The organism is Arthrobacter woluwensis (genome assembly GCF_900105345.1).
GTDB lineage: Bacteria > Actinomycetota > Actinomycetes > Actinomycetales > Micrococcaceae > Arthrobacter_E > Arthrobacter_E woluwensis.
The window spans coordinates 2,909,055-2,927,779 of record NZ_FNSN01000003.1; the positions used below are offsets into that span (position 1 = coordinate 2,909,055).

Annotated in this window: 14 protein-coding genes; 8 read left to right on the top strand and 6 right to left on the bottom strand. The window is 69.0% G+C overall.

Going from position 1 to position 18,725, the window contains the following annotated elements; genetic code table 11:
* Positions 1 to 84 precede the first annotated feature (84 nt).
* From BLV63_RS13850 to BLV63_RS13860, 3 genes are all read left to right on the top strand, one after another.
* Entirely contained in the window at positions 85 to 495 is a 411-nt protein-coding gene (locus BLV63_RS13850) for a YbjQ family protein (protein WP_066216897.1), read from the top strand.
* Entirely contained in the window at positions 492 to 1,190 is a 699-nt protein-coding gene (locus BLV63_RS13855) for a Maf family protein (protein WP_066216894.1), read from the top strand. The genes BLV63_RS13850 and BLV63_RS13855 overlap by 4 nt, the downstream gene beginning before the upstream one ends.
* A 109-nt stretch (positions 1,191 to 1,299) precedes the next feature.
* Positions 1,300 to 3,102 carry an acetyl/propionyl/methylcrotonyl-CoA carboxylase subunit alpha gene (locus tag BLV63_RS13860; protein ID WP_066216892.1) on the top strand — a complete coding sequence of 601 codons (1,803 nt, stop codon included), beginning with the start codon at positions 1,300 to 1,302 and terminating at the stop codon, positions 3,100 to 3,102.
* Between the two features lie 81 nt (positions 3,103 to 3,183).
* Here the strand turns inward: BLV63_RS13860 and BLV63_RS13865 are convergent, their stop codons facing one another.
* From BLV63_RS13865 to BLV63_RS13875, 3 genes are all read right to left on the bottom strand, one after another.
* Positions 3,184 to 4,050, bottom strand: coding sequence for a cytochrome c oxidase assembly protein (locus tag BLV63_RS13865; RefSeq protein WP_066216889.1), 867 nt, complete (start codon positions 4,048 to 4,050; stop codon positions 3,184 to 3,186).
* A gap of 182 nt (positions 4,051 to 4,232) precedes the next feature.
* Positions 4,233 to 5,654 carry an MFS transporter gene (locus BLV63_RS13870; protein ID WP_066216886.1) on the bottom strand — a complete coding sequence of 474 codons (1,422 nt, stop codon included), beginning with the start codon at positions 5,652 to 5,654 and terminating at the stop codon, positions 4,233 to 4,235.
* Between the two features lie 175 nt (positions 5,655 to 5,829).
* Positions 5,830 to 6,525 carry an alpha/beta fold hydrolase gene (locus BLV63_RS13875; RefSeq protein ID WP_066216883.1) on the bottom strand — a complete coding sequence of 232 codons (696 nt, stop codon included), beginning with the start codon at positions 6,523 to 6,525 and terminating at the stop codon, positions 5,830 to 5,832.
* A gap of 1,422 nt (positions 6,526 to 7,947) precedes the next feature.
* On the opposite strand from BLV63_RS13875, the gene BLV63_RS13880 reads away from it, so the two are divergent.
* Positions 7,948 to 8,433 carry a DUF2087 domain-containing protein gene (locus tag BLV63_RS13880; protein WP_066216880.1) on the top strand — a complete coding sequence of 162 codons (486 nt, stop codon included), beginning with the start codon at positions 7,948 to 7,950 and terminating at the stop codon, positions 8,431 to 8,433.
* 24 nt (positions 8,434 to 8,457) lie between these two features.
* On the opposite strand, the gene BLV63_RS13885 is transcribed toward BLV63_RS13880, so the two are convergent.
* On the bottom strand, positions 8,458 to 9,879 hold the full coding sequence (locus tag BLV63_RS13885; protein WP_066216877.1) for an NAD(P)H-quinone dehydrogenase: 1,422 nt from the start codon (positions 9,877 to 9,879) through the stop codon (positions 8,458 to 8,460).
* Between the two features lie 177 nt (positions 9,880 to 10,056).
* Between BLV63_RS13885 and BLV63_RS13890 the strand changes: the two genes are divergently transcribed.
* From BLV63_RS13890 to BLV63_RS13905, 4 genes are all read left to right on the top strand, one after another.
* Positions 10,057 to 10,851: a purine-nucleoside phosphorylase gene (locus BLV63_RS13890; RefSeq protein WP_107002134.1), complete on the top strand. Its 795-nt coding sequence runs from the start codon at positions 10,057 to 10,059 to the stop codon at positions 10,849 to 10,851.
* A 3-nt stretch (positions 10,852 to 10,854) separates the two neighbouring features.
* A complete protein-coding gene (locus tag BLV63_RS13895; RefSeq protein WP_082724294.1) occupies positions 10,855 to 12,624 on the top strand; it encodes a phospho-sugar mutase in 1,770 nt (589 codons plus the stop codon).
* A gap of 95 nt (positions 12,625 to 12,719) precedes the next feature.
* The gene (deoC, locus tag BLV63_RS13900) at positions 12,720 to 13,394 is read left to right on the top strand and encodes a deoxyribose-phosphate aldolase (protein ID WP_373277869.1); all 675 of its coding nucleotides are present in this window, start codon (positions 12,720 to 12,722) and stop codon (positions 13,392 to 13,394) included.
* A gap of 109 nt (positions 13,395 to 13,503) precedes the next feature.
* A complete protein-coding gene (locus tag BLV63_RS13905; protein WP_066216871.1) occupies positions 13,504 to 13,740 on the top strand; it encodes a hypothetical protein in 237 nt (78 codons plus the stop codon).
* A 78-nt stretch (positions 13,741 to 13,818) separates the two neighbouring features.
* On the opposite strand, the gene mfd is transcribed toward BLV63_RS13905, so the two are convergent.
* Positions 13,819 to 17,505, bottom strand: coding sequence for a transcription-repair coupling factor (gene mfd / locus BLV63_RS13910; protein ID WP_066216867.1), 3,687 nt, complete (start codon positions 17,503 to 17,505; stop codon positions 13,819 to 13,821).
* A gap of 189 nt (positions 17,506 to 17,694) precedes the next feature.
* Positions 17,695 to 18,390: a LysM peptidoglycan-binding domain-containing protein gene (locus tag BLV63_RS13915; RefSeq protein ID WP_066216865.1), complete on the bottom strand. Its 696-nt coding sequence runs from the start codon at positions 18,388 to 18,390 to the stop codon at positions 17,695 to 17,697.
* Positions 18,391 to 18,725 lie beyond the last annotated feature (335 nt).

Genomic DNA, 18,725 nt, shown 5'->3' on the forward strand with positions numbered 1-18,725 from the left:
CGCCCCTTCCCGTCCTGGGAAGGGGCGCCAACTGCTCTCTCGCGGGCCCTCTCGCGGGCGGCGATCCCGTATTAGGCTCTAGACATGCTGATCGTCACCACGAATGAAGTCCCCGGGCACCGCATCGACGCCGTCTTCGGCGAAGTGATGGGCCTGACCGTCCGCTCCCGCGACATCGGGTCCCAGATGCTCGCCGGTTTCCGCTCGCTCGGCGGCGGCGAACTGCCCGAGATGACCAAGGCCCTCTATGAGAGCCGTCAGGAGGTCATGGGCCGCATGGTCAACGAGGCCCAGCAGCGCGGCGCCAACGCGATCGTGGCCATGCGCTTCGACACCTCGGAGATGGGCGGCAACTGGACCGAAGTCTGCGCCTACGGCACGGCGGTCTACATCATCCCGCTCAAGGAAGGCGAAGAGGGCGCCACCGGCCAGTCGGTCTACCTCACGCAGCAGGGCCAGCAGCCGAACGACCAGCCCGGCAACACCCAGCTGTGAGCGGCGCACCCCGCCTCATCCTCGCCTCGCAGTCCCCCGCCCGGGCCAAGCTCCTCACGGAGGCCGGCCTGCGGTTCGACGTGATCGTCTCCGCCGTGGATGAGGACGCCGTCGCCGCCGCGGCCGGCGATCCCACTCCGGCCGAGACCGCCCTGCTCCTGGCCCGCGCCAAGGCGGAGGCCGTCGCGGCGCTCCCCGAGGCGCGGGACGCCTACGTGCTGGGCTGCGACTCCGTCTTCGAGTTCGACGGCGAGGCCCACGGCAAGCCCTACGAGCCCGAGGTCGCCATCGAGCGCATCTCACGGATGAGCGGTCGCGAAGGGGTGCTGCACACCGGGCACTGGCTCATCACCCCGGCCACGGCGGAGTCCCCGGCACCTGGGAACGCGCCCGACGACGGCGGCCAGGCGCCGTCGTCGTCCATCGCGGCAGGCGCGGGCGCGACGCAGTCCGGGCTGGGCAGGCTGTCCAGCGCCACGGTGCGGTTCGCCGAGATCGATCCCGCGGAGATCCGGGCCTACGTGGCGACGGGCGAGCCCCTGCACTGCGCCGGCTCCTTCACGATCGACGGCATCGGCGGGGCGTTCATCGAATCGGTCACGGGCGACCCCCACGCGGTGGTCGGCCTTTCGGTCTCCACCCTCCGGGCGCTGCTGTCTGAGCAGGGCACGGGCATCACGGAGTTCTGGGTCTGATCCTTCGTCTCCTCCGCGGGTCTTTGTAGGACTCCTACAAAGACCCGCGGCTCTACGCGCGGAAATCGTCAGTAATCTCGGCGGAACCCGCCAAGAGGTACTAAGGTCGATGTCAATTGACAATTTCGAGGAGTTCCCTGCCATGACCCAGTTGAGCAAGGTGCTGATCGCCAATCGCGGCGAGATCGCAGTGCGCGTCATCCGAGCCGCCCGTGACGAAGGCATCCAGTCCGTGGCGGTGTACGCCGACCCGGATCGCGACGCCCTGCACGTCAAGCTCGCGGATGAGGCGTACGCCCTGGGTGGCAACACCGCCGCCGAGTCGTACCTGGTCATCGACAAGCTCCTCGACGTGGCCCGCCAGTCCGGCGCCGACGCGGTGCACCCCGGCTACGGCTTCCTCGCCGAGAACGCCGAATTCGCCCAGCGCGTGATCGACGCGGGCCTGACCTGGATCGGTCCCTCCCCCGAGGCCATCGACGCCCTGGGTGACAAGGCCAAGGCCAAGCACATCGCCCTCGCCGCCGGCGCACCGCTGGCCCCGGGTCTCAAGGACCCGGTCAAGGACGCCGACGAGATCATCGCCTTCGCCCAGGAATTCGGTCTTCCCGTGGCCATCAAGGCCGTCTTCGGCGGTGGCGGGCGCGGCCTGAAGGTCGCCCGCACGCTCGAGGAGATCCCCGAGCTCTACGAATCCGCCGTGCGCGAGGCCGTGACGGCCTTCGGCCGCGGCGAGTGCCTCGTCGAGAAGTTCCTCGACTCCCCCCGCCACGTGGAGACCCAGTGCCTGGCGGACGCCCACGGCAACGTCGTCGTGGTGTCCACCCGCGACTGCTCGCTCCAGCGCCGCAACCAGAAGCTGGTCGAAGAGGCCCCCGCGCCGTTCCTCACCGAGGAGCAGAACCGCAGCCTGTACGAGTCCTCCAAGGCCATCCTCAAGGAGGCCGGTTACCTCGGCGCCGGCACCTGCGAGTTCCTGGTCGGCCAGGACGGCACCATCAGCTTCCTCGAGGTCAACACCCGCCTCCAGGTGGAGCACTGCGTCTCCGAAGAGGTCTCCGGCCTGGACCTGGTCCGTGAGCAGTTCCGTCTCGCCCGTGGCGAGGAACTGGGTTACGACGATCCCGAAATCCGCGGGCACTCCTTCGAATTCCGCATCAACGGAGAGGACGCCGGCCGCAACTTCATGCCGGCGCCCGGCACCGTGGAGACCATCAGCTTCCCCAGCGGTCCGGGCGTGCGCGTGGACTCCGGCATCCAGGCCGGCGAGGTCATCAGCGGCAACTTCGACTCCATGCTGGCCAAGCTGATCGTGACCGGTTCCAGCCGCAAGCAGGCGCTCGAGCGCTCGCGCCGCGCCCTGGCCGAGCTCGAGATCACCGGCATGCCGACCGTGACGCCGTTCCACCGCGCCGTGGTCTCCGATCCGGCATTCGCCCCGGAGGAAGGCCCGTTCCAGGTGCACACGCGCTGGATCGAGACGGCCTTCGACAACACCATTCCTCCGTTCGCGGGCGTCCCCGGCGCCGCGGACGACGCCGAACCGCGCCAGAACGTCGTGGTGGAAGTCGGCGGCAAGCGCCTCGAGGTCAGTCTCCCGGCGTCGTTCGCCTCCGTGGCGGCCGGCCCGGCCAAGGCCTCGAAGGCCCGCAAGCCGAAGAAGTCCGGCCGCGGAAGCGCGGCGGCCGCCGCCAGTGGTGATGACCTCACCTCCCCCATGCAGGGCACCATCGTGAAGGTGGCCGTGGTCGACGGCGATGTGGTGGCCGAGGGCGATCTGATCGTGGTCCTGGAGGCCATGAAGATGGAGCAGCCCCTCACGGCGCACAAGGCCGGCACCGTGACCGGTCTGACCGCTCAGCCGGGCGAGACCGTCACCGCGGGAGCCGTGCTCGCCACGATCGCGGACTGACCCTCTTTCGACCTTCCGACGCCGACGGCGCGGCACCCTCACGGGGTGCCGCGCCGTCGGCGTTTCCGGACCTGTGCGCGGTCAGAGCCGGTTCAGGTGGCGCCGGTTCAGCTCCGCCAGCTCCTCGTCGCTGAGGTCGTCGATGGCTTGAGCGTCGGCCTTGTCGCTGCGCTGGAACCGCATCATCATCAGGATGATCAACGGCAGGTCCACCACTTCGGCCACGAACCACAGGAGGTCTCCGGCGAGCTGCTGATCCCGCAGAGCCCCCGGGAACCAGCCCAGCGCGCCGGGCACGGGTCCAGCGAACCCGTCCAGCACGGTGCCGGACAGCCGGAGGAGGATCCCCGGCACGGCGTCCGCCAGCAGCTCGATGAAGACGTAGATGAACCCCACCACCATCACGGCGCTGCTCGCGGGGCGTTCCTCCCCTTCGACCGCGGGCAGGACCATGAGCAGGCCGAGCGCGGGGGCCAGGAGCACGGTCAGGGCGCCCGCTAGCGGATCGGTCCGGAGCAGGTACAGGACAGGCGTCAGGAACGATGCGAAGATCGCCAGACCCAGCAGCGGCGCTACCACCGGGTGGGACAGCACCCGGACCGGGCGGCCGGCCATGAAGGCGTCCACCCGCCGTCGTCCGTTCGGGCCGAGCGTCTCCCGCGCGAGCGCCAGGGGGCGGCCCGCGGCGAGCAGCAGCGGGACCACGAAGACGTATCCGGCCACCTTGACGGTGAAGACCCACCGCAGGGAGACGCCGTAGACGCCCGGGAAGCCGCACGAAAGGTACAGGAAGAGCAGGACCCCCAGCCCGAAGCTCAGGACCCGCCTGACAGGCCAGTGCCCCGCCTTCCGGACGCCCCGGGCATACAGCACCCCGACGACGGCGGCCAGCAGCAGCGCAGGGATGTCGGCGGTCCAGCTGGTGGCGAGAGAGCTCAAAGGGGGCATGGTGCGGAACCTTCCTGATGACGGCGGTCTCCCCGCCCCCAGGGTCCCGCCCGGCCGATCCCGAGTGACCCTCCCATGGTACCGAGGCGAGCCCGCGGCTCTTCCCAGGAACGCCGACGGCCCGGCCCCCATCAGGGGTGCCGGGCCGTGCGCGTCGCCGGAGACGAGTCCGTCAGCCGGACTCAGGCGACGTTGTTCTCGTAATCCACGTCCGCCGTCTCACGGGTCAGGAACAGCGCCACCAAGGTCAGCACCGCGGCCAGCGCCAGGTAGACGCCCACCATCCACGTGCTGCCGTGGCCGGCCTGCCAGAGGGCGATCGCCACGAAGGACGCCGGGGCGGCGCCGATGACGCTGGAGAGGTTGTACGCCACGGCCGAACCGGTGTAGCGGACGTTCGACGGGAACAGTTCCGGCAGATAGGCCGCCATCGGTCCGAAGGTCAGGCCCATCAGCGTGAAGCCGATGATCAGGCCGACCATCGCGGCGCCCGGGCCGGGGCCGAACATGAGCGTCCAGGCGCAGCCGAAGACGAAGATCCCGGCAGTGACCCAGATCAGGAACTTCCGGCGGCCGTACTTCTCGGCCAGCGGGCCGGAGACCACGGTGAAGATGCCGAAGAACACCACGCCGAGGATGAGCATCCACTGGAAGAGGGTCTTGTCGACGCCGAGACCCGGGACGAAGGCGGCCGGGTCGAAGGCCTTCCCGGCCTTCTTCGCGGCGGCTTCGGCCTTGGCGGCGGTGTCGGCCGCGGTGCCGTAGGTCAGGGTGAAGCTCGTCATGAGGTAGAAGAGCACGTAGGTGGCCAGCATGATGAACGTGCCCGCCAGCACCTGACGCCAGTGGAACCGGAAGGTGACGGCCAGCGGGACGCGGGCGACCTTGTCCTCGGCGATGACCTTCTGGAACGACAGCGACTCCTCGAGCTTGAGGCGCACGTACAGGCCGACGGCCACGATCACGGCCGAGAGGATGAACGGAACGCGCCAGCCCCAGTCCAGGAACTGCTGCGGGGTGAGCCAGGTCTGCAGGGCGACGAAGATCAGGTTCGAAAGGATGAAGCCGATGGGGGCGCCCAGTTGCGGGAACGTTCCCCAGATGGCGCGCTTGCCCGCCGGGGCGTTCTCGGTGGCCAGGAGCGCGGCGCCGGACCACTCGCCGCCGAGGGCGATGCCCTGCGCGAACCGGAGGACCACGAGCGCCAGCGGGGCCAGCACGACCCAGCCGCCCGCGGCCGGCGGAAGGAAACCGATCAGGAAGGTCGCGATGCCCATGGTCAGCAGCGAGGCCACCAGGGTTCCCTTGCGGCCCAGCTTGTCGCCGAAGTGGCCGAACAGAATGGAGCCGATGGGGCGGGCCACGAAGGCCACGCCGAAGATGGCGAAGGCGCTCAGGATCGCGTTGATGTCCGTGGCGTTCGGGAAGAAGAGCCGCGGGAACACGAGCACGGACGCCGTGGCGTACGCGTAGAAGTCGTAGAACTCGATCGTGGTGCCGATGAGGCTGGCGAAGATCACGCGTCCTCGCGTGTTGGCGGCGGGCGCCGCCGCTGGTGCCCCCGGAGTTCCCGGGGCAGCCGGTGTGGCTGGAGTGGATGACATGGGTCCGGCTTTCCTTCCGGGCGGCCCGCCCCCTGAAGCGGCCGCCATGCTATGAGACGGCGTTCATCTTAACCACCGGGGTCCATCTACTGGACAACTGTGTCCAGTATGTGGAATGACTCGCACGGACCCTTTCAGAAAAGATCCGCCCGCCCTCGCCCCGCCGGGCGGGAGGTCACCGGGACGCAGCCTCCGCGATGAGGCCGGTGAGCCGCTCCGGGACGGAGAACTGGGGCCAGTGACCCGAACCGATGGTGACGACGTCGAGTGATTTCACGGCCGCGGCCTCGTCCGCGAACGCACCCCACTGGGCCAGCGCCGCGCGGAACTGCTCCTCGTCCATGCCGCCCGAGAGGACGGTCACCGGCACGTCGTACCGTCGCTCGTCCGTCAGGGAGATGGGCCCGGTGGGCACCTGCGCCGGAACACTGAAGGTGGCGTTCGCGGCACGTTCCCGCACCTCCGGGGTGAGGTCGTACACCTCTTCCTCGTCGAAGAAGTCCCAGCCCGGGAACGGGATCACCCCGTCCACCACGTCGAACTCCGAGATCATGGCGCCAGGCGGCGGCACGGCGGTGTCGACGAGGATCACGCGCGACACCTTGTCCGGACGCGCATCCGCGGCGCCCCACACGACGTTGCCTCCGCCGCTGTGCCCGACGAGGACCACGGGCCCGTCCAGCGCGTCGATCTGCGTGACGGTCGCCGCGACCCAGTCGTCGATGGTGAGGGAGGACGACTCCGCAGCAGGCGCGCCGACACCGGGCAGAGTGAGGGGATGCGGACGGTGCCCGGCGGCGATGAGCCCCGGACTCACCTCATCCCAGGAGGACGCGTCGAGCCAGAGACCGGGTACGAGGAGGAGATCCATGGGGTCAGCCTACGCTCGCCCTCAGACGATTTTCGAGGGGTCTCGTGGCCGGTCGCCGGTGCCCGGATTCCAAAGCGGACCTCACCCCCGCAGAGCATCTGCGGGGGTGAGGTCCGCGCGTTCCCGGAGGTACCAGGCGATTCACTCTCAGCACCGCCCGGTACCCTCGAAATTGAGTACCACTATGTTGAGCGCCGTTTTCTTACAGCCGCCGTGCGTACCCGAAGTACCACATAGAGCACCGCGCCAAGAAGCGGTATCACTAAGATCAGCGCCGCCCAGAGCAGTCGAGATCCCAAGGTCAAGTGCCGATCAGCAAGTGCTAGCACCAAAGTCGTCAGTATGAACGCAGCAACGAGGACCACGGGGATCGAAGCGATTCCCATTTCCCAATAGTTCGGATTGAGCTCAGATGGTTGGTTCATGACGGTTTATGAGCTAGTCGCCCATCCCCCACTTCCGTTGACGTTCAGTTGGACCCAAGTGTCCCAGGAAAAAGGAACCCCAACAGTCTGGGTCACCCACATATGGATTCGCTGCATCGCCGGTCCGGCATAATCTGAGGAGGTCTTTTGAGGATCCCAAGTCGGCTGATTACAAGACAATCCCCAACACGTCCCGGTCTGATTTCCAACCCAGTCGATTTTCCCGCCACCAGCCCATGACTCGAAGTTGGCGTTGAAAGCCAGATAAACATTGCCCCACTGATTGCTTTCACCACACCCCGAGAAAGTTGCTGAATAGCTTGTCCGGTACACCGAACAACCTTGGACCGATGCGTAAGGCGTGACTTCTCCGCTCTTTAGCTCGACCACGGGCTTCTCGACAGTAGTCACCTTTACCGAACCGTCAGCAAACCTACTGATCTGAACCGTCTCGTCGGATTTGTCTCGAGTTTCCACCGAGACGGGATCTCCACCTTTGTTAGAGTCCCACGGCTGACCTGACTCCCACGTCCTCAGGAGAGGTGCCCAATTTTGGGCCGGAACCTCATACGTCTTGAAGAAGTCCTTTATGTGTTGCCGATCGCTATTGGTGATGTGCGGACCAGGCGTCGCCTGCGCTGGCATTGCAAGTCCAGCAAGCAGAAGTAAGCCGGAAAAAATGCTGGCGAGAACTACTCTCAGATGCCTCATCGAATTCCGCAATTCAGTAACGAGGAGCCCCCAATGACCCCTCATCGTCATCTGAGCCTAAGGCTGTTGACTCAAAGTGACAAGACTTTTCAGATACTTACTGCCCGGTTCTTGACCTTCATGCGGACGGTGCCCGGCGGCGATGAGCCCCGGAGTCACCTCATCCCAGGAGGACGCGTCGAGCCAGAGACCGGGTACGAGGAGGAGATCCATGGGGTCAGCCTACGCTCGCCCTCCGACGATTTTCGAGGGGTCTCATGCCCGGGCTCCCACTAGAGTGGCGGGCATGTCCGCTCTCAGTTCCGTCCGGGTGCTCCTCAGTCTCCTGCGGTCGCCGAAGTCCGCTCCCCTGGTCTCCCGGCTGGCCGCCGGGGAACTCGTCGACGCCGACGAGCGCCTCGCAGGGAATCTCGTGCAGAGCGGCCTGGCCGTGGCCGAGGACGGCGGACTCAGGCTCGCGCCGGACGTCCTGGGGCAGGCCCTCGCCGCTCTGGACCCGGCCGCGCAGGTCGAGGCCCTCCTCGCCACTCCGAGGATCGCCTTGGCGGGCCGGGCGCCGGGCAGCGTGAACGGTCTTGTCCACGCAGTGGTCACCCGCTGCGTCCGGGACGGCGAGGTGCTCTCCGAAGCCCAGGTCAACGAACGCCTGTCCGTCCTGGTCGAGGACGTCGCGTTCTTCCGCCGCCACGCCGTGGACCTGGACATCCTCCGCCGGAAGTCCGACGGGACCGCCTACTGGCTCAGCCCGCCGTCGTCGTCCTGGATGGCGTAGACGCCGCAGACGGCGCCGTGGCGACTAGCCGTCGTAGTGGTGCACGTGCAGGCGGCGCGCCGCCTCCGCGATGGAACCGGTCAGCGACGGGAAGACCGTGAAGGTGCTCGCGACGTCGTCCACGTGCAGCTTCTTCGCCACGGCCAGGCCGATCGGGTAGATGAGCTCCGAGGCGTTCGGACCCACCACGACGCCGCCGATCACCGTGCCCGAGCCCTTGCGGGAGATGATCTTGACGAAGCCGTCCTTGGAGTTCCGCATCTTGGCGCGCGGGTTCGACTTGAGCGGCAGCATGACGACGTCGCCCTGGTAGCGGCCCGTGGAGAGGTCCTTCTCCGAGACGCCCACCGAGGCGATCTCCGGGGAGGTGAAGATGTTGGACGCCACCTCGTTGAGCTTGAGGGGGCGGACGCCATCGCCCATGATGTGGGCCACCGCGATGCGGCCCTGCATGGCGGCCACGGACGCCAGCGCGAACACCCCGGTGCAGTCGCCGGCCGCGTAGACATTGTGGGCCGTCGTGCGGGAGACGCCGTCGACCTTGATGTGGCCCGAGTCGGTCAGCGCCACTCCGGCGTTCTCCAGACCGATGCCCTCGGTGTTCGGGATGGAGCCCACACACATGAGGCAGTGGGTGCCCGTGATGGTGCTGCCGTCGCCGAGGGTGACGAGCACGCCGTCCTCGGTGCGCTCCACCTTCTCCGCACGCGAGCGGGACAGGACGCGGACGCCACGGCGCTCGAAGACCTCTTCCAGCACGTCGGCGGCGTCGCTGTCCTCACCCGGGAGCACCTGGTCGCGGCTGGAGATCAGGGTGACCTTGGACCCCAGACCGTTGTACGCGGAGGCGAACTCGGCGCCGGTCACGCCGGAACCGACCACGATCAGTTCCTCGGGCAGCGTGGTCAGGTTGTAGAGCTGGGTCCAGTTCAGGATCCGCTCGCCGTCCGGCTTGGCGCTCGGCAGCTCGCGGGGGTGGGCGCCGACGGCCAGGATGATGGCGTCGGCGTCGACCGTGCGCACCGAGCCCGACTTGGTGGTGACCTTGATGGTGCGGTCGTCCTGCAGCACGCCGTCACCGATCAGCACCTTCACGCCGGCCTCCTCGAGGCTGCGGCGGATGTCGTCCGACTGCTCCTGGGCCAGCTCCATCACACGGCGGTCGATGTGCTCCAGATCGGCCACCATGGTCGGCGCGCCGGAATCCACCTCGAAGCGGACCCCCAGGGAGTGCGCCTCCGAGACGCGCGCCATGAGGTCGGCGGTGGCAATCAGGGTCTTGGAGGGCACGACGTCGGTCAGCACCGCGGCGCCTCCCAGGCCGTTGCGCTCGATGACGGTGACCTTCGCACCCAGGGATGCGGCGACCGCGGCGGCCTCGTAACCACCGGGACCTCCTCCGAGGACGGCGATACGGGGCGCGGCGAAATCAGGATGCGTGCTCACAAAGGACAATTCTGTCCCATGCACTGCCCCACTGCCAGCCGAGGACCCGTCACGAAGCGGCCACCGGGCCGAAAGTGACGCATCCCACGGCGACGGCGATGCCCGCACAGCCCGTGCTGGGCAAGACCACGGCCCTGCGAGTACGGTTTTCCCGTGACTACCTTGGACTTGAACACGATGGATCCCTTCGAGGCCGCGAAGCTCGCCGCTGAGCACATCGCCCGCGAAACCGGGGTCGAACAGCACGACGTCGCCCTGGTGCTGGGCTCCGGATGGGGCGGCGCCGCCGACCTCATCGGCGAGACGACCCACACGCTGGACGCCGCGACCGTGCCCGGTTTCCACGCCCCGGCGGTGGTCGGCCACACCGGCACCATCCGCTCGGTCCTCACCTCCGACGGCAAGCGCGCCCTGGTCCTCGGCGCCCGCACGCACTTCTACGAGCGCAAGGGCGTCCGCGCCGTCGCGCACGGGGTCCGCACCGCGGCGGCCGCCGGCTGCAAGACCCTCGTCCTGACCAACGGCTGCGGCGGTCTGAACGAGAACTGGAAGCCCGGCACCCCCGTGCTGATCAGCGATCACATCAACCTCACGGCGGCCTCCCCGCTCGAAGGCGCCACCTTCGTGGACCTCACGGACCTGTACTCCTCCCGCATCCGCGGCCTGGCCCGCGAAGTGGATCCCACCCTGGAGGAGGGCGTCTACGCGCAGTTCACCGGCCCGCACTACGAGACTCCGGCCGAAGTCCAGATGGCCAAGATCATCGGCGCGAGCCTCGTCGGCATGTCCACCGCCCTGGAGGCCATTGCGGGCCGTCAGGCCGGCATGGAGGTCTTCGGCATCTCCCTCGTGACGAACCTCGCCGCAGGCATCAGCCCCGAACCGCTCAGCCACGCCGAGGTCCTGGAGGCCGGACAGGCCGCCGGCCCCCGCATCTCCGCCCTGCTCGCCCAGATCATCGGCAAGCTCTGAGCCATGGCCCCGCACAGCACGGCGCACGACGACGCCGCCTCCGCTCCCCTGCCCACCGGCCTCGCGCAGCGGGCCCGGGAGTGGGCGGCCACCGACCCTGACAGCGCCACCGCGGCGCAGCTGCTCGCCCTCGTGGACGACGCGGAGCGCGGCTCCGCCACGGCGACGGCCGAGCTGGAGGACGCGTTCTCCGGGACCCTGCAGTTCGGCACCGCCGGTCTGCGCGCCGCGCTGGGCCCGGGACCGATGCGGATGAACCGCGTGGTGGTGCGCCGTGCCGCAGCCGGTTTCGCGGCCTTCCTCAACGAGGCCCTGGGCGCCGACGGCGAGGCCCGTGCGCCGCGCGTCGTGGTCGGCTTCGACGCCCGCCACAACTCGGACGTCTTCGCACGGGACTCCGCCGCCGTGTTCACGGCCGCGGGCCTGGAGGTCTTCCTCATGCCCTCCGCCCTGCCGACCCCTCTGCTCGCCTACGCGGTGCGGGCCCTCGACGCCGACGGCGGTGTCATGGTCACGGCCAGCCACAATCCGCCGCAGGACAACGGTTACAAGGTGTACCTCGGCGGGCGAGCGGTTCCGGAAGGCGCCCGTGGCTCGCAGATCGTGGAGCCGTACGACGCGAGGATCGCGGCGGCGATCGCCGCCGTAGGCCCGTCCGAGTCGATCGCCCTGGCGGAGTCCGGCTGGGAGGTCCTCCCGGCGTCCATCGAGGACGACTACCGCGCTGCAGTGGTCGCGCTGGCACTGCCCGACCGCTTCCCGGAGCGGGACCTGGACATCGTTCTCACTCCGATGCACGGCGTCGGTGGACGGACCACCGAGGCGGTGCTGCGCGCGGCCGGATTCGCGTCGGTGACGCAGGTCGCCGAGCAGGCGCAGCCCGACCCGGACTTCCCCACCGTGAGCTTCCCCAATCCGGAGGAGCCCGGTGCGCTCGATCTGGCCCTGGCCCTCGCCGCGGAGCGCGGCGCGGATGTGGTCCTGGCCAACGATCCCGACGCCGACCGCGCCGCCGTGGCTGCCTTCGACCCGGACGCCGACGGCGGCCGTGGCGCGTGGCGGATGCTGCGCGGCGACGAGGTGGGCGCTCTGCTGGGGGCCCACATGGCCGACCGCCTCGCGGGCCGGACCGAGGGCGTCTTCGCGAATTCGATCGTGTCCTCCCGGCTGCTGTCCCGCATCGCGGCGGCCGCCGGCTACGAGCACCGTGAGACTCTCACCGGGTTCAAGTGGATCTCCCGTGTCCCCGGACTCGTCTACGGCTACGAGGAGGCCCTCGGGTACTGCGTGGCGCCGGAGCTGGCCCGCGACAAGGACGGGATCTCCGCCGCCCTGCTGATCGCGGAGCTCGCGGCCCAGGCCAAGGCGCAGGGCTCCTCCCTCTTCGGTCTTCTCGACACGCTGGCGCTGGAGCACGGACTGCACGCGAGCGATCAGCTGAGCGTCCGGGTGGCCGATCTCAGCCTGCTGGACACCATGATGGCGGCCCTCCGCGCCACTCCCCCGGCGGCACTGGCGGAGTCCGCCGTCGTCGTGGCGCAGGACCTGTCGCAGGGCACGGAGGAGCTGCCCGGCACCAACGGGCTCAAGTACCTCAGCGAGGACGGCACGCAGGTGATCGTGCGGCCCAGCGGCACGGAACCGAAACTCAAGTGCTACCTCGAGGTGGTCGTGCCGGTGGACGGCGCGGACGCGCTGCCCGCGGCCAAGCGGGAGGCCCGACGCCGGCTGGACGCCGTGCTGGACGGCATGAGGTCCGCGCTGGGCGTCTGAGCGCCCGGCATGAGATTCTGGGGGATCACCGCACACACCCGGCGCGCCACCACCCCTCGGCCCGCGCCACGACATCAGGCATGCAAAGGAAGACCATGAGCACGAACATCGCCTCTTACATCGACCACACCCTCCTCAAGCCGGACGCGAGCCGCGAGGACGTGCAGCGCCTCTGCGCCGAGGCCGTGGAATACGGTTTCAAGTCCGTGTGCGTGAACCCGGTCTGGGTGAAGACCGCCGTCCAGGCGCTCAAGGGCAGCCCGGTGCTGTGCTGCGCCGTCGTGGGCTTCCCGCTGGGCGCCACGCCCACCGATGTGAAGGTCTTCGAGGCACGCGGCGCGGTGGAGGACGGCGCCGCGGAGATCGACATGGTCATCAACATCGCTTCGGCCCAGGCGGACGACAAGGACGCGCTCGTCGAGGACATCGCCGCCGTGGCCGCCGCGGTGCACGACGGCGAGGCGATCCTGAAGGTCATCATCGAGACCGCGCTGCTCACGGACGAGCAGAAGGTCCTCGCCTGCCAGGCGTCCGTCGAGGCGGGCGCGGACTTCGTGAAGACCTCCACCGGCTTCAACGGCGGCGGGGCGACCGTGGAGGACGTGAAGCTCATGCGCGCCACCGTGGGTCCCGATCTGGGCGTCAAGGCGTCCGGCGGAGTGCGGAGCCTGGAGGATGCACAGGCTATGATTGCTGCTGGTGCCACCCGCATCGGCGCGAGCTCCGGCATCGCCATCGTCAAGGGCGAACAGGGTCAGAGCGACTACTGAGAACCCGGGGTCCCCTCACGGGGACCCGAGAGCGTGCCCCTGTCCGGGCCGCCCTGCGGAAGACTGACGACGTCCCAGCGGACGTCACGAGAAAGAAAGTTGGGAGACCATGTCCCGTCCGATCGGCAAAGAGAACAACACCGTCCAGTCCCTGGTGCTGTTCATCATCTGCTTCGCGCTGTTCGCCGGGGCTGTCTACTCGCTGTCCTTCCTGAGCCTGGAGAACACCTGGCCCGCGGCCGTGACCCTGGTCCTGTTCGCACTGGCCTTCGCCATCCCGCAGCACGTCCTCGGCCGGTCCGACACGCTCGCCGAGCTCGAGCGCGCCAAGCAGGACGCCAAGTAACGCTTGTCAGCAGCACGAAGGCCCCGGAGGTTCTCCTCCGGAGCCTTCGTCGTTCAAGGGCGTTGTCGTCCGGGCCGCTCAGTCCTCGAAGATCGCCGCGAGCACGTTGCGGGCCCACTCGAGGACCTGTGCGTCGGCGAGATCGCGGCCCCCGACCCGCGCCGTCTTCGGCTTCGGGATCAGCACCGCGTTGAGCGCAGGCTTGATCTGGGAGCCCGGGTACATGCGGCTCAGGCGCATGGTCTTGGACTCCGGCAGCGCCGCCGGGGCGAACTTGATGAAGTTCCCCTGGACCGCGACGTCGGTCAGCCCGACCGCGCGGGCGGCCACGCGGAAGCGCGCCACGTCCAGGAGGTTGACCACGGGGGCGGGCGGCTCGCCGTAGCGGTCCACCAGTTCGTCGCGCACCTCGTCGATCGCCGCGTCCGTGTGGGCCGCGGCGAGCTTGCGGTAGGCCTCGAGGCGCAGGCGCTCCCCCGGCACGTAGTCGTGCGGCAGGTGGGCGTTGATCGGCAGCTCGATCTTCATCTCGGCCGCCGCTTCCTCCTTCTCCCCGCGGTACTCCGCGACCGCTTCGCCGACGAGGCGGATGTAGAGGTCGAAGCCCACCCCCTGGATGTGGCCCGACTGCTCACCGCCCAGGAGGTTGCCGGCGCCGCGGATCTCGAGGTCCTTCATGGCGAGCTGCATGCCGGCGCCGAGTTCGTTGTGCGCGGCGACGGCCTTGAGACGTTCCAGGGCCACCTCGCCCAGCGGTTTCTCCGACGGATACAGGAAGTACGCGTACGCCCGCTCCCGGCCACGGCCCACACGGCCACGGAGCTGGTGCAGCTGTGAGAGGCCGTAGTTGTTGGCGCCGTCCACGATCAGGGTGTTGGCGTTGGAGATGTCCAGGCCGGTCTCGATGATGGTGGTGCAGACCAGCACGTCGAACCGCTTCTCCCAGAAGTCCACGATGATCTGTTCCAGGCGCGCCTCGGTCATCTGACCATGCGCCACCTCGACCCGTGCCTCCGGGACCAGCTCGCGGATGGACGCTGCCACCCGGTCGATCGAGGACACCCGGTTGTGCACGAAGAACACCTGGCCCTCGCGCATGAGCTCACGGCGGACCGCGGCGGACACCTGCTTGTCCGTGTACGGGCCGACGTAGGTGAGCACGGGGTGGCGCTCCTCCGGCGGCGTGGCCAGGGTGGAGGTCTCCCGGATGCCGGTGAGGGACATCTCGAGGGTGCGCGGGATCGGGGTGGCGGACATCGCCAGCACGTCCACGTTGGTGCGCATCTTCTTGAGCGCTTCCTTGTGCTCCACGCCGAACCGCTGTTCCTCGTCGATGATGACGAGTCCCAGATCCTTGAACTCGATCTCCTTGGACAGGAGGCGGTGCGTGCCGATCACGAGATCGACGCTGCCGTCCTTGACGCCGGCGAGCGTCTCCTTGGACTCCTTGGCGATCTGGAACCGGGACAGGGCCCGGACCCGGACCGGGAACCCGGAGAACCGCTCGCTGAAGGTCTCGTGGTGCTGCTGGGCGAGGAGGGTGGTGGGCACCAGAACGGCCACCTGCTTGCCGTCCTGGATGGCCTTGAACGCGGCGCGGACCGCGATCTCGGTCTTGCCGTAGCCGACGTCGCCGGAGACGAGGCGGTCCATGGGGATCTCCTTCTCCATGTCCGCCTTGACCTCGTTGATGGTCGTCAGCTGATCCGGCGTCTCGACATACGGGAACGCCTGTTCCAGTTCGCGCTGCCAGGGGGTGTCCTGCCCGAACGCGTGCCCCTTGGACGCCATCCGGGCCGAGTACAGCCGGATGAGCTCGCCGGCGATCTCCTTGACCGCCCGGCGCGCCTTGGACTTGGTGGAGGCCCAGTCGGAGCCGCCCATCTTGCTGAGCGCCGGGGTGTCACCGCCGACGTAACGGGTGACCTGGTCCAGCTGATCGGTGGGGACGAAGAGCCGGTCCCCGGGGGCGCCGCGCTTGGACGGGGCGTACTCCAGGACCAGGTATTCGCGCACCCCGTCCGAGCCGGCGGTCTTCCGCTGCACCAGCTCCACGAACCGGCCGATGCCGTGCTGTTCGTGCACGACGAAGTCGCCGGCGTGCAGGGACAGGGGGTCGACGGCGTTGCGGCGCCGGGACGGCATCTTCCGCATGTCCTTGGTGCCGCCACGGGCGCTCGAACGGCCGAGCAGATCGGCCTCGGTCAGGACGCCGAACTTCAGCCCGTCCAGGACGAAGCCGTGGCCGGCCTCCGCCGTCGTGATCTCGATGATGCCGGGAGCCGGCGCGTCCGCCAGGCGATCCACCCGGGCACAGGGCACGTCGGCATCGTGGAACAGCTCGGCGAGGCGCTGCGCCGGGCCCGGGCCGTCCGTGACCACGACGAGCCGCCAGGAGTCCTTGATCCGGGAGGAGATGAACTCCAGCATCTCCCCCACATCGCCGCGGTATCCGCGCGGTTCCCTGGCCCGCAGCGCCAGCACGTCGACGTCGTGCCCCAGTTCCTCGTCCACACCCAGGGTGGAGACGTCCCACCAGGAGACGCCCGCCGACTGCGCGTCGGTCCGGGTGTCCGCGAGCGTGCGGAAGCTGGCCTCGTGGAGGAGGGCCTCCGGGTCCAGGCCGAGGTCCAGCGGCGCGGCGCCGCCGTCCGAGGCGGTGGACCACGCGGCCGCGAGGAATTCCTCGTTGGTCGCGATGAGGTCGTGGGCGCGGAGCCGGACCTTCTCCGGTTCGATCATGAACGCGATCGAGCCCTCGGGCAGGGACGAGACGAACGGCACCATGGAGTCGACCAGCACGGGCGCCAGGGACTCCATGCCTTCCACGGTGATCCCACCCGCGATCTTCTCCAGCATGTCCGCGGCGCCGGGCATGCTCTTCTGCAGCTTCGCGGCGCGGGACATGACGGACGGCGTGATGAGCAGTTCGCGGCACGGCGGAGCCCACAGGACCTCGGGGTGGACGACGCCGTCACCCACGGAGAGGGAGCGCTGGTCGGCGACCGCGAAGTAGCGCATCTGCTCCACCTCGTCGCCGAAGAACTCGATGCGGATGGGGTGGTTCTCGGTGGGCGGGAAGACGTCCAGGATGCCGCCACGGACGGCGAACTCGCCGCGGTGCGTCACCATGTCCACTCGCGCGTACGCCGCGGCGGCGAGCCGGCGGACGAGGTCCTCGAAGGGCTCTTCCGCGCCGACCCGCACCGTGACGGGTTCCAGGTCGCCGAGGCCCGCCACGACCGGCTGGACGACGGCGCGCACGGGCGCCACGACGACGCGCAGCGGGGTGGCGAACGCCTCCGGGTGGGCCAGGCGGCGCAGCACGGTGAGACGGCGCCCGACCGTGTCGGAACGGGGCGAGAGCCGCTCATGGGGCAGCGTCTCCCAGCTGGGGAACTCCGCCACCTCGTCCTCCGGCAGATAGGCGCGCAGGGCGGCGGCCAGGTCCTCCGCCTCGCGCCCCGTCGCCGTCACGGCGAGCACGACGGCAGGCGCCGTTCCCGCCGAGGTTCCGGAGCCGGCGTCGGGCCTCTCGGAGTCCAGCTCCTTGAGCCCGTCCACCAGTTCGGCGATCACCACGGGGTTCAGGCCGCTCGGCGCACCCAGATGGAAGTCGTCGCTGCGCCGGGTGCCCTGGGCCGCTGACACCCGCAGGTTCCCGAAGGCCGGGTCTTCGGCCAGGACGGTGCGGATGCCCGCGAGCTGTGCCTGGAACACGGCGGGATTCTGGGAGGACGTGGCGGATGCGGTGCGAGGACTCATGCGGGCTGCTGCTTTCCTGGCGGGCTCGGTGAAGGGGCGTCGCCACGGGCCATCCCGGACAACACAAACACCCGGGACTTGTGAAAGTACCGGGTGTTTCCAGTGTAATCCGCAACGCGTGATCCCTCCCGGCCCCGATCTCTCACGAGGAGCGGGCCGGAAGGGATTCCGCGCGGGAAAGCCTGCGGATCACTCCGCGGGGATCTGCAGCTCCTGACCCGGGAAGATCAGGTTCACATCGGTCACGGTGCTGGCATTGGCGTCGGCCAGGAGCTCCCAGCCGCCCTTCAGACCGAGCTTCTGCGCGATCTTGGCGAGGGTGTCGCCGGCCTCGACCGTGTAGGTCTTGCCGGTCACGGGGACCTCGGCCGCGTGACGCGGAGCGGGCTGAGCCTGTTCCACGGGAGCCTGCTGAACAGGGGCCTGCTCCACGGGAGCCTGCTGCGGGGCCTGCTGCTGGGTGTACTGACCCTGAGCCTGGACCTGCGTGTTCTGCGCCGGGGCCGGGGCTGCGGCGGCCGAACCGCCGCCGTTGCCCGAGAGGCCGAGCTGGGAGGAGCAGGACGGCCAGGCGCCCCAGCCCTGGTTGGCCTGAACCTTCTCGGCGACGGCGATCTGCTGGGACTTGGAGGCCTCAGCGGCGGAACCGGTGCCGCCGTAGGCCTGCCACGTGCTCTGGTCGAACTGCAGGCCACCGTAGTAGCCGTTGCCCGTGTTGATGGACCAGTTGCCACCGGACTCGCACTGAGCCAGTGCGTCCCAGGTGGACTCGCCGGCCGCGTTCGCCGCGGGAGCCGCCAGGGCGACCCCTCCCAGGAGTGCGCCGGATGCGGCGACGACTGCAAGAGAGCGACGGGTAGCCAGGGAGATTGCGTTCTGCTTCATGATTTCCAAATGCTCGGGGCTCCACCGGTACTCATTCCGTCCCCGGAAATCCTCGTACGCCACCGGCCCCTGACGTCTTGAGGTCAGGACGTGGTCACGGCACAGACGGTGGCGGTCGGTGGACGGCAGTGACCCGGCATATTCAGCCCACGGACAGGAAGTCCTCGTGGGCGTTGTCTCCGCCAGGATCAGATCTCCGGCGGCGGGGTTCGTTATCAAACCTTTATAGAGCGTAGGCCATCCGGGCCGATCTGGCCAATCTCCTGCGCCTGTGAATCGCCTGAAAACCCGGATTCACAGGAAGCCGCCTACCATGGTGGAGGCCCCGCAGACCG